The sequence below is a fragment of the Bacteroides rodentium JCM 16496 genome (assembly GCF_000614125.1).
GTDB classification, from domain to species: domain Bacteria; phylum Bacteroidota; class Bacteroidia; order Bacteroidales; family Bacteroidaceae; genus Bacteroides; species Bacteroides rodentium.
The window spans coordinates 32956-45274 of sequence record NZ_BAKJ01000041.1 but is presented as its reverse complement, the minus strand read 5'-3'; the positions used below and the strand labels follow the sequence as shown (position 1 = coordinate 45274).

General features: G+C 48.7%; 8 protein-coding genes and 3 pseudogenes. 4 read left to right on the top strand and 7 right to left on the bottom strand.

Annotated features, from left to right (window positions below; translation table 11 throughout):
• Positions 1-397 precede the first annotated feature (397 nt).
• Positions 398-1285 (top strand): hypothetical protein, encoded by an 888-nt coding sequence (locus tag JCM16496_RS15940; RefSeq protein ID WP_025835532.1) that lies wholly within the window; start codon positions 398-400, stop codon positions 1283-1285.
• 89 nt (positions 1286-1374) lie between these two features.
• Positions 1375-1842: a nucleoside deaminase gene (locus JCM16496_RS15935; RefSeq protein WP_025835530.1), complete on the top strand. Its 468-nt coding sequence runs from the start codon at positions 1375-1377 to the stop codon at positions 1840-1842.
• A gap of 77 nt (positions 1843-1919) precedes the next feature.
• Here JCM16496_RS15935 and nqrF read toward each other — a convergent pair whose 3' ends face one another.
• From nqrF to JCM16496_RS15900, 7 genes and pseudogenes are all read right to left on the bottom strand, one after another.
• Positions 1920-3194 (bottom strand): NADH:ubiquinone reductase (Na(+)-transporting) subunit F, encoded by a 1275-nt coding sequence (gene nqrF / locus JCM16496_RS15930; protein ID WP_025835529.1) that lies wholly within the window; start codon positions 3192-3194, stop codon positions 1920-1922.
• Positions 3195-3211: 17 nt separating this feature from the next.
• On the bottom strand, positions 3212-3838 hold the full coding sequence (nqrE, locus tag JCM16496_RS15925) for an NADH:ubiquinone reductase (Na(+)-transporting) subunit E (protein ID WP_005828321.1): 627 nt from the start codon (positions 3836-3838) through the stop codon (positions 3212-3214).
• Positions 3839-3951: 113 nt separating this feature from the next.
• A complete protein-coding gene (locus JCM16496_RS15920; protein WP_025835525.1) occupies positions 3952-4590 on the bottom strand; it encodes an NADH:ubiquinone reductase (Na(+)-transporting) subunit D in 639 nt (212 codons plus the stop codon).
• A 4-nt stretch (positions 4591-4594) separates the two neighbouring features.
• Positions 4595-5284: a Na(+)-translocating NADH-quinone reductase subunit C gene (locus JCM16496_RS15915; protein WP_025835523.1), complete on the bottom strand. Its 690-nt coding sequence runs from the start codon at positions 5282-5284 to the stop codon at positions 4595-4597.
• A gap of 14 nt (positions 5285-5298) precedes the next feature.
• On the bottom strand, positions 5299-6468 hold the full coding sequence (locus JCM16496_RS15910; RefSeq protein ID WP_025835522.1) for an NADH:ubiquinone reductase (Na(+)-transporting) subunit B: 1170 nt from the start codon (positions 6466-6468) through the stop codon (positions 5299-5301).
• Between the two features lie 53 nt (positions 6469-6521).
• Positions 6522-7870 (bottom strand): annotated as a pseudogene (locus JCM16496_RS15905) (Na(+)-translocating NADH-quinone reductase subunit A).
• 221 nt (positions 7871-8091) lie between these two features.
• Positions 8092-9490: pseudogene (locus JCM16496_RS15900) on the bottom strand (C1 family peptidase).
• Between the two features lie 159 nt (positions 9491-9649).
• Here JCM16496_RS15900 and JCM16496_RS15895 point away from each other — a divergent pair.
• Both JCM16496_RS15895 and JCM16496_RS15885 read left to right on the top strand, forming a co-directional pair.
• The gene (locus JCM16496_RS15895) at positions 9650-10852 is read left to right on the top strand and encodes a BamA/TamA family outer membrane protein (RefSeq protein ID WP_025835521.1); all 1203 of its coding nucleotides are present in this window, start codon (positions 9650-9652) and stop codon (positions 10850-10852) included.
• 274 nt (positions 10853-11126) lie between these two features.
• A pseudogene (locus JCM16496_RS15885) lies at positions 11127-12316 on the top strand (glycosyltransferase family 2 protein).
• The last annotated feature ends 3 nt before the right edge of the window (positions 12317-12319 follow it).

The window sequence follows — 12319 nt, the reverse complement described above, 5'->3', positions numbered from 1 at the left end:
AGGAGGGGTGCCCGACGGGCGGGGTGGTAGGGAGCATAAAGCAATGAGAAATAGTACAGTGTGTGTCGCTACCACCTCCCCCTACGGGTACTCCTCCTCCCCGGAGGAGGAGAAGTAAGCCACTCTGTATTTTTTCGCAAACCAATTCTGTTCGACTATAAAAGAGACTCTTTAAAAAGAAAAACTCCGTGGAACTCTGTGTTCCTCTGTGATAAACAACTAATAACTTACAACATGAGAACATTTATCTTATCCCTTTTCGCCCTTCGGCTCTGGTACACAATACATCGAGACACGCTCCACCACAGGCGAAGAAAAGAAGCTGAAAATGATAGAAAACCCATTGTGGAAGAAAAGAAACAAGTAAGTCATAATTTATAAATCATAAATCAAACAAATGAAAACATTCATCCTCACCACCGCCCTGCTGCTTTCGGCACTGTTGCCCCAAGCGGCATCGTTACGAGCACAAAGTACCCGTAACAGTTTCATCAAGGTGTCCGTGGGCGACATCCGCTACGTGGACAAAGCAAAGACACAGAAGAAACAGACCGTGGGTAGTATCCTGACCGACCTCGCCACGACCGCCGTCACCGGAAAGAACACCACCCAGCACGACGAATATGCCCCCTCTGTGCGCGAAGCCATCGTAAATGCCTTGAGCAACGTGGTACGCTTCCGCACCATCGACGGCGAGTTTCATCCCGATGAACTTGCCAACAATGAAGAGGCTCTCTACGTGGACGGCACCATCAACAGCATCACCGGCATCTCGCAACTCACTCCAAATGCCGTGAAAGATAAACCCGCCGAACAGAACTACAAGGTGCTAGTCAACGTCACCCTCAATCTGAAGGATGCCCGCACGGATGAAGCTGTGGATAGCCGCATATTCAGCATCACCGACAGCGACATGTCTTGGATGACCTCTGCCGACAAGGCGCTGAACGATGCCATCGCCCGCCTCTCCGAACGCATCGCCAACTACTACAACGGCAACTTCCCCCTACATGCCTCTATCGTGGAGCGCGGTGAAGAGAAGAAGGAGAAGCAGCGCACGGTATATATCGACTTGGGAGGTATCTACCACGTGGGCGAAGGACAGCAATTCAACGTCTATATACTAAAAAACATCGCTGGACGTGAAGCCCGTCAAGAAATAGGCCGCCTGAAAGTAGAAGAAGTAATGGGCGATGACCTCAGCCTATGCAAAGTGACCCGCGGCGAAAAAGAAATAAAGACAGCCCTGGACAAAGGAGAAACATTGGTGGTAATCAGCCGATAATCATAAACAATATGAAATACTGTAAAGAATCTTTTTTTATCTCGCTTCTTTTTCTTATCTTCATTTCATGTAACAAAGAACAGGAAATTATGACCCAAGAAGAACTGATGCGAACAGCCATTACACTCTCCATCGAGAATGTAAAGAATGGTGGAGGTCCTTTTGGCGCAGTCATTGCCCGTGAAGGTGAAATAATTGCTACGGGAGTAAATCGTGTAACGGCCAGTCATGACCCCACTGCCCATGCCGAAGTAAGCGCCATCCGTGCCGCCTGCCACGAATTGAATACATTCGACTTGAGCGGATGCGAAATCTATACCTCGTGCGAACCATGCCCTATGTGTCTAGGTGCCATCTATTGGGCACATTTGGATAAAATATACTATGGCAACAACAAGACCGATGCCCAAAATATCGGCTTTGATGACTCTTTCATCTACGATGAACTGGAACTTCCCAAAGACCAACGCCGCCTGCCATCAAAAATTTTGTTGCCCGAAGAAGCCATCAAAGCATTCGATTTATGGATGAAGAAAGAGGATAAGGTGGAATACTAAACGCCAGCATTCAGAAACAATAAAAAAACTCCGGCAAAGCCGGAGTTTTTTTGTTATCTCAAGGTGGATAAGAAAGATTATCCGCCAAAGTTGTCGAACATCAAGTTCTGAGCCGGAACGCCGAGGTCGTCAAGCATCTTCTCAACAGCCTTCGACATCGGGCCGGGACCACACATGTAGTATTCGATGTCTTCGGGAGCTTCGTGGTCTTTCAAATAAGTTTCGTAGATTACATTGTGTACGAAACCCGGAGTATACTTCACGCCCGCTGCATCGGCTGCAGGGTCGGGACGGTCCAATGCAAGGTGGAACTTGAAGTTGGGGAAATCCTTTTCTATCTGCAGGAAGTCTTCCAGGTAGAACACTTCGTTCAATGCACGAGCACCGTAGAAGTAGTTCATTACGCGATCTGTAGTGTGCAGTGTCTTCGTCATATGCATAATCTGCGCACGCAACGGAGCCATACCGGCACCACCGCCGACCCACATCATTTCCTTCTTGGAGTCGAATATCGGATGGAAGTCTCCGTAAGGACCACTCATGATTACCTTATCACCCGGTTTCAGCGTGAAGATATAAGAAGAAGCGATGCCCGGCATTACATCCATGAAGCCCGGACCCTGGTCTTTCGGTTTGAACGGAGGAGTAGCGATACGTACAGTCAACATGATGCGGTCGCCCTCAGCAGGATAGTTGGCCATAGAGTAAGCACGGATAGTTTCTTCATCGTTGCGGCACTTCAAGCCCATCAGACCGAATTTCTCCCATGCAGGCAAGTATTCCTTACCAATAAGCTCCTTATCGATATCCTTATCATAATCCATTGAATATTTAGGAATCTTAATCTGCGCATAAGAACCCGGGACGAAATCCATATGCTCGCCTTTGGGTAATGCAACGATAAACTCTTTGATGAACGTAGCCACATTCTTGTTGGAGATAACTTCGCACTCCCACTCTTTCACGCCCAGTACGCTTTCGGGAACCTTGATGGCCATATCACCTTTCACCTTCACCTGGCAACCCAGACGCCAGTGGTCTTGTATTTGCTTACGGCTGAAATGCGGAGTCTCAGAAGGCAGGATTTCACCTCCACCTTCCATCACCTGGCATTTGCACTGTCCGCAGGAACCTTTACCACCACAAGCGGAGGAAAGGAACACACCGTTTACAGACAGCGTATTCAGCAATGTAGAACCGGAAGCTACGTCCAATTCCTTATCACCATTGATAGTCAGTTTTACATTACCCGAAGGCACCAAGAAATTCTTGGCAACCAGCAGGATAACAACAAGCAGGATAACAACCACGAGGAATACTCCAATGCTTGCTAATATCATATTCATATCCATTGTTTTATTCCTTTCTTTTAGATGTTCAAACCAGAGAAACACATAAATGCCATTGCCATCAGACCTACAGTGATAAACGTGATGCCCAGTCCTTTCAGTGGAGCCGGAACGTCAGAATAGGCCATTTTCTCACGGATGGCAGCCAGACCTACGATAGCCAGCAACCAGCCGATACCGGAACCCAATGCATAAGAGACAGCATCAGCAATACCACCGATGAATTTCGGGTCGCTCTCGCCCAATGTGATGCGTTGCTGCATGAAAAGAGAAGCTCCCATGATGGCACAGTTTACAGCTATCAGCGGCAGGAAGATACCCAGTGAAGCATACAGCGAAGGGCTGAAACGCTCTACAATCATTTCCACCAACTGAACGATAGCTGCAATTACAGCAATGAAAAGAATAAAGCTCAGGAAGCTGAGGTCAACGCCTTCAATGATTGCGTTGGCAGCCAGCACCTTGGTCTGCAATAAATAGTTGACCGGAAGCGTAACCACCAACACGAAAGTTACGGCGATACCCAGTCCCACGGCAGTCTTCACATTCTTCGATACGGCAAGGTAAGAACACATACCGAGGAAGAACGCGAATATCATGTTGTCCACAAAGATAGAGCGGACGAATAAACTTATTAAATGTTCCATATCTCTTCGATAAATTAAGAATTAAAGAATTAAAGAATTAAAGCAATGAGAACTTGTACTGCAGCAGAGCAGCCCATTTTTCATTCTTTCATTTTTCATTCTTCATTTATTTATTACTGCTTTTCTTGCAATTCTTTGTGACGTGCACGCTGATACCAGATGATGCAAGCGCAGAGAATCAACGCCATTGGCGGCATCAGCATCAAGCCGTTGTTCACATAGCCCAACTTCTGCAGAGGTTCATAGTTCAAGATGTTGAAACCGAGCAGTGTTCCCGAACCCAGAAGCTCGCGGAAGAAGGCTACGATTACCAGAATCTTGGCATATCCCAAACCATTACCCACACCGTCAAGGAAAGACTCCCAAGGACCGTTCTGCATGGCAAATGCTTCCAAGCGTCCCATCAGGATACAGTTGGTAATAATCAGACCTACATATACAGAAAGCTGCACACTTACATCATAAGCAAAAGCTTTCAGAATCTCACTTACAATAGTAACCAACGCGGCAACAACCACCAGCTGAACGATGATACGGATACGGTTGGGAATCGTCTTGCGCAGTAGTGAAATCACTACGTTGGCAAATGCCGTAATCACTGTTACCGATAGCCCCATCACGATAGCGGGCTCCAGCTTGGCAGTAACAGCCAAAGCAGAACAGATACCCAATACCTGCACGGTAACGGGGTTGTTCAGTCCCAGCGGAGTAGAGAATACTTCTTTATTCTTCTTTGAAAACAATTGTCCCATATTCTTATTCCTCCTCATTATTATTAGTTAAAAAGTTCTTGTAGCTGCTCAGACAAGCCTTCAACATGGCATCCACACCTACAGAAGTGATGGTACCACCGGAAATGCCGTCCACCTGATAGTCAGGTTTCTCTACCTTGCCGTTCTTCACAACACCGAGAGCCACCTCGCCGTTTTCAAGCGTCTTCTTGCCGGGGAACTCTCCCTGGAAGTGCGCACTTGCAATTTCGGCACCCAGACCCGGAGTCTCGCTGGCATGAGAAAAGTAGACACCATAAACGGTATCCTTGTCACTGTTCAGCGCAACATATCCCCAGATAGCGCCCCAAAGACCGGCACCGTAAACGGGGAATACATATTTCTTCTCGCCGTCAACCTCTGCCACGAATACATGCAGACGGTTATTTTCTTTGGCTTCCTTCTCGTAAGCGGTAGCAAATGCGCCGGTATTCTCTGTTAGCGTACCGTCAACGTTCATCAGCATATCGCCCTTTACATATTTATTATATTCTGCTTCGGCATCCTTCACGTCCTTGATGTTGAGTGCAGCAAGAATCTGCTTCTTCGTGTCAAGTTCCACGTTCTTGTTCTGCGTCTCGCGCAAGGAAGAACTTACGAATGCCAGCAGGAATGCAACGATAACAACCATTACCGAAGCATAAATGATAGTATAACTATTACTATTGGTATTCATTTCTTTTCCGGTATTTAATTGTTAGACTTGATTGCACGTTTCTCGCGACGGCTGATGTTGCCTTGTACTACACAGTAGTCAATCAGCGGAGCGAAGATATTCATCAGCAGGATGGCAAGCATCATACCTTCGGGGTAACCGGGGTTGAGCACACGGATGATGATAGCCATGGCACCAATCAGAAATCCGAAGATGTACTTACCGGTCTCTGTACGTGCCGATGTAACGGGGTCGGTAGCCATAAACACAGCACCGAAGCAGAAACCGCCCAGCACGAGGTGTTCGTACCAAGGCATCTGTGCCATCGGAGTGTCGGGACCGATTGCATTGAACACCCATGCCATGAAGGCACCGCCTACGAATACGGAGAACATCGTCTTCCAGCTTGCAATGCCCGTCCACAACAGCAGAATGGCACCCAGAGCGATGGCGATAACGCTTGTCTCACCGATAGAACCCGGAATAAGGCCGGTCACCATGTCCCAAGAGAACTCCGGAACGGTGCCCGAGGTAGCGGCTGCACCCAGCGGAGTAGCTACAGTCAATCCGTCTACCGACTGACCCAGACCAAAGATACTGTCGCCCGATACCCAAACGGCATCACCGGACATCTTCGTAGGATAAGCAAAGAATAAGAATGCACGGGTAATCAAAGCAACGTTGAACACGTTCATACCCGTACCACCGAATACTTCCTTAGCAAAAATTACAGAGAATGCAGTAGCCACCGCCAAAATCCACAACGGGCAGTCTACCGGAACAATCATCGGAATCAAGATACCGGAAACCAGGAAGCCTTCCTGAATCTCCTCCTTCTTCCACTGAGCCACTACGAACTCAATGCCGAGACCTACTACATAAGATACAATGATTTTTGGCAATACAGCCAGAAAACCGTAGATGAACATCTCCCAGAAGCCTCCGGCAGCACCGGTAGCGTGGAAATGCTGGTAACCTACGTTATACATACCGAACAGCAGCGCCGGTACTAACGCAATGACCACCATCGACATGATGCGTTTGCTGTCAATGGAGTCGTGAATATGCGTTCCCGATTTCGAAGTGGCATTGGGCACGAACAAGAATGTTTCGAAGCCGTCGAACACCGAACGAAATGCGTGGAATTTGCCGCCTTCTTCAAAGTTCGGCTTTATCTTATCGAGATAATTTCTTAACGCTTTCATTAATATATTTACGATTTTACGATTTACAATTTACGATTTGCCATACGCCCCGATTATGCCATTTCGGCACGAAGCATATCGAGTCCTGCACGTACGATGCGCTGCACTTCCACCTTGGAAGAACATACGAATTCGCAGAGAGCGAAGTCTTCGGGAGCTACTTCGTAGATACCAAAGCCTCCATACGGTCGATATCACCTGCAATGATTGCTTTCACCAGATATTCGGGGAAGATATCCATCGGGAATACTCGGTCGTATTCGCCCGACATAATCATGTGACGTTCACCACCCTTGATACGGGCATCTATCACATATTCCTTCTTGCCCATCAACCAGCTGAAGTAAGAGCGGTTGACGCTGAACTGATTGAAGCGCGGCATAATCCAACCCAACATTTCATGGATTTCATCTCCTTCGGGAATAACGGTCAGTTGGCTGTCGAAAGAACCAAGGAAACCGTTCGGAGAAACTTTCTTACCGGTCAGCACGTTGCCGCTGATATAGCGGAGGTCTTTGTCGGTAGTCACGTTGCCTTTGAAAACGTTTGTCAGCAGAGCGCCGACTTTCAGCTTGCAATAAGCGGGTTTCAACACTTCGGAACCTGTTACAGCCACCGTGCGGGTCATGTCCACACGACCGGTATTCATCAAACGTCCGATGAAGAGTACGGCTTCGGCACTGATGGTCCAGACCGTTTCACCCTTCACTACCGGAGAGATATGATTAATCTGTACACCCACGTTGCCTGCCGGATGTGGTCCGTCGAAAGCTGTTACGGTAACGTTCTTTGCCTGCACAAGAGCAGCAGACTTTTGTTTTACACTAATGCCCAGATACGTCTTTGCCATCTTTGACAAAGCGTCGAGTCCCGTCTGGAAGTTTGCTTCTTCTCCCTTCAGCGCAAATTCGAAATCGGGAGCCAGCGGATTGCTGTCGAAAGCCGAAATGAAGATAGCTTTCGGAGTCACCGTCGGGTCAGCGATAACGTCATACGGACGTTGGCGGATGAAAGCGAACATACCTGCCTGCAAAAGAGCTTCCTTTACCTGCTGGCCGCTCATCTTGGACGGGTCCATCTTGCCGAATTCTTCATAGTCTTGCTCAGCGGCGGCCTCTACGACGATGTTCAGCACCTTGCGGCGTGCACCACGCTCCACGCTTGTCACTACGCCGCTAACGGGCGAAACAAATTTCAATTCAGGATGATTCTTGTCGATAAACAAGGGTCCCCCGGCCATCACATATTCCTGCTCTTTCACCACTACTTTCGGAGTAATGCCTGTATAGTCATCGGGAACCAGCGAATAGAATCCCGGTTCCTTAACAGACACAAGTTCCTGGGCAGCAGCGCCTTTCAGGTTGATGTCAAGGCCTTTACGTAACTTAATTACATTTGCCATGCGTTTATTTAAAATAATGGTTTCATTAATTTGCCGCAAAAGTAGCAAAAAAGAACGTGAATAAAGAGTAAAAAAGAAAGGAATTACGGAGAAATTTCCGTAATTCCTTTCGTTAACGAACACGGGAATAAGGATTAGGGGTTAGAGATTAAGGATTAGTGCCCTGCGGAATCATAGCGCAGCCCCACTAATCACTAATCCTTAACCCCTAATCCTTATCCTCACTTTTCCTCCGCAAACATCGGGTCCCATGCCGGCAAGCGGATAGGTTTTTGTTTGAACAATTCCATCACTTTGGCGGGAACATACTTTGTCTCTACCACCAGGCGGAACATGTATTCGTTGAACCATTCGTCGGTCATGATAAGATGTCCCTGGTAACCGGAAGCGGCTCCCCAGCTATTCTCTACCATCCACTTTACGGGCTTTCCGTCTTTGTTCAAGTCGACAGCCATCAAGGTCATGGCGTGGGACGAGCCGCTGGAGAAGGTCTGAATGCGTTGTTTTTTATCCATTCCGAAGGTAGTGCCCATCAGTGACTCGTAGTCATAGTTTTTCACATCGAGCAGTCCGCGTTCGGAGTTTAGGAACTTGCCCACGTCGCAAGAGAAGTACATCATGGTGCTGTCCTTCAACGAAGCGATCGCCATCTCCTTGATATCCTCTACGGGGAGGTTGACATAAGTCCAGTTCTTACCGTCATAACGGTGGCGGTCATAGTCTATTTCATAGCACTTGTAATACTCGCGACTGGGGTCGTTCATCAGCATTACGTAGTTGGTCAGCAGTTGTTTGTCTCCATATTTCTCAAGGAAAGACATGGGAGTGTGATGCTCTGTCTCCACGGGATTACCCTTGGCATCGTGGCGGACATAGTCGAACTCCGTGGGAGGTACACCGAGGTTCAGCACCAGCATGCGGTAGATGGTTCCGAGCATCGTGGTTTTCTCCTTCTCCAGTGCTGCGGGCTTGGCACCGGCAGCAGCCATGTCACGCAGTTGCAAACCATACTCTTTCAGTTTCAGAGAGATGAGGTTGGCCATGCGGGAGGTATTTTCACTGCTGTTTGTTTCGGGCATGGCATCTTTGGGAACAAGGCCGTATTTGGAAACTATGTCGGCCACACCGGTAAAGGTGCCTCCATCGCTCAGCGGATGCTGGAAGAGCCATTCTACGGTTTTATCAGTCAGGGGACTCTTGGAGGTGTCGATAATGCCTTGCAGGAAGAGGTTTGCCTTCTCCAGCTGGTCCCAGAAGAAGGGATAGACTTCGGAGAACTCGAACGAGCGGAAACCGTATTCGGCAAGGGTCTTGGCACGCATCACGTTAAGCCCGGTAAACAGCCAGCAGCGGCCAGACGACTTCTGGTCGGTGATGCCTTTGGACTCTACCTTGACGGAGAAATGGGTATCCATGCCCTGCATATTCTCCTGGTTGAGTGCCAGTTTGCGGATGTCATTATTGCCTATGGCATTACGGAGAGCCTTGTCGGCAGCCGTGCTTGATAACTTTGCTTGATTTGCCCAAGCATTTCGGGCTAATGCCCCCTTTTCCCTCTTGTGCCTGCACGGAGAGCAGTGCGGCACTCAGAACAATTACAGATAAAAATCGTTTCTTCATTCAGATTATGTGTTTTTAGTTATTGATGTCTTGCTTCGTGGAGCAGACAAAAGTAATGTCTTTTTTGATAATTTTAGTGACATCTTTAGATTTATTATCTATTACAGTGAAAACTATTTGGGATAAAATAGTTTCCTTTGCACCCACATTTCGTACGACATGAAAAGATATATACTAAGCATTATCGCACTGGTGTTGTTCGCCACCACCTTTTATGCCCAGGAACAGACTGCGACCGCCACAAACGACAGCGTTCCTGCACTAACCAAAAAAGAACTGCGCAAGCAAAAGGTAGCGCGCCGGAATCTGCATTACAATATTTTGGGCGGACCCAGCTACACCCCCGACTTCGGTGCCGTGCTGGGAGGAAGCGCCCTGATGACCTTCCGCATGAACCCCAGCGACACCACGCAGCTGCGCTCCGTAGTGCCCATGGCCATCGCCTTCATGTTCAACGGTGGCATCAATCTCTTCTCCAAACCGCAACTCTTCTTTAAGGGCGACCGTTTCCGTATCTTCGGAAAGTTCAGCTATAAAAATACGGAAGAAAACTTTTACGGCATCGGCTATAATACCAATAAAGATTATGTACGAAGCGACAGTACCAGCAAATACCGGTACAGCGGCGTACAAATCAACCCCTGGTTCCTCTTCCGGCTGGGCAACAGCAATATCTTTGCCGGACCTCAAATCGACATCAATTACGACCACTTGACGGAGCCCGGTAAGTTCTTGGCGGACGAACCTTCGTACAAAGAGGCAGGCGGTACGGCCAACGGCTACAACAACTTCAACTCCGGCCTCGGTTTCCTGCTGACATACGACAGCCGTGACGTCCCTGCCAACGCCTACCGCGGCATGTATCTGGATTTCCGCGGCATGATGTACGCCAAGTTCATCGGCAGCGACCAGACCTTCTACCGCCTGGAGATAGACTACCGCCAATACAAGTCATTGGGCAAGCGCAGGGTGCTTGCGTGGACGGCACAGACCAAGAACGTGTTCGGCGACGTCCCTCTGACGCAATATGCCCTCACCGGAACGCCTTTCGACCTGCGCGGCTACTACATGGGGCAATATCGCGACAAGTCCTCACATGTGGTCATGGCAGAGTACCGGCAGATGCTTAATACCGACCGTAGCACCTGGCTGAAGCGGATGCTCAACCACGTAGGCTTTGTTGCATGGACCGGCTGCGGCTTCATGGGTCCCACTCCCGGCAAGATAGAGGGTGTACTGCCCAACTATGGTGTAGGCCTGCGCATTGAGGTACAGCCACGCATGAACGTCCGCCTGGATTTAGGCAAAAACACGGTAAACAACCAGATGCTGTTTTACTTCAATATGACAGAAGCGTTTTGAGTAACGCCCTGTCTTACCGTACCTGCCATCTTCCTCCTATGGAGAATGACGATTGAAAGCCTTTTAATCGCATCTCGCTCATAAGGTTATTCAAGTTCACCTCTATTAGGAAGCCCACTTCCTTATAACATCGAAATACCTTGAGAACAGACATTACACCCTGAAGCACAAACATTTTATTTTTCTTTTCTTTTTCTTGCATCGGTAAAAGATTATCCATACTTTTGGCAATCACATTTCTTTTTATTAAAAAAGACAGCAAACGAACGGATACATGAAAGCCCTTGAAGCACTCTTCTGGATAAGTTTATTCATAGTGTTCTATACCTATATAGGATATGGTATACTATTATATATCCTGGTCAAGATAAAAGAATGTTTCCGCAAGCCTGCTCCCCGTCCGATGCCTGCCGACGATGCTTTGCCCCCATTGACACTGTTTATCGCCGCCTACAACGAAGAAGATGTAGTGGACGAAAAAATGCGTAACTGCCTGGAGCTGGATTATCCCGCCGACAAGCTACGCATCCTCTGGGTGACCGACGGCAGCAACGACCGTACTAACGAACGTCTCTCCCGCTGGCCGCAAGCCACCGTCCTCCACCAACCCCAACGTCAAGGCAAGACAGCCGCTCTGAACCGTGGTATACATTTCGTAAAAACACCCCTTGTCGTGTTCACCGATGCCAATACGCACCTCAACCGCGAAGCCTTGCGGGAGATAGTGCACGCCTTCACCAACTAAAGTGGGATGCGTGGCAGGCGAAAAACGTATCGCCGTGCAAAGTAAGGACAATGCTGCCTCGGGGGGAGAAGGGCTGTACTGGAAATACGAATCCACCCTCAAAGCGCTCGACGCACGCCTCTATTCGGCAGTAGGCGCAGCGGGTGAGTTGTTTGCCGTGCGCCGCGAACTGTTCGAGGAAATGCGGACAGACACGCTGCTCGACGACTTCATACTCTCCCTGCGCATCGTCATGCAGGGACACACCATTGCCTATTGCGCCAATGCCTATGCCGTAGAAAGCGGCTCGGCAGACATGCGCGAGGAAGAAAAGCGCAAGGTGCGCATCGCTGCAGGGGGGGTGCAGTCCATCTGGCGGCTGCGTCCGTTACTCAACCCGTTCCGTTACGGCACATTCTGTTTCCAATATATTTCCCACCGGGTGCTGCGCTGGTCGCTCACTCCTATCCTATTGTTTCTATTGCTTCCCCTCAACACAATTCTCATCTTTACGACAAGCACGCCATTACTGTATGCCATCATCTGGCTGTTACAAACTTTTTTTCTACCTCATGGGAAGTTGGGGGTACTACCTTTCAACGAAGCATATAAAAAACAAGATACTTTTCATTCCCTACTATTTCCTCTTCATGAACGTCAACGTCATACGAGGATTCAACTACCTGCGCAAGCGCAAAGGCAATGCAAGCGGTGCATGGGAGAAGGCCAAAAGGGCATGAAAT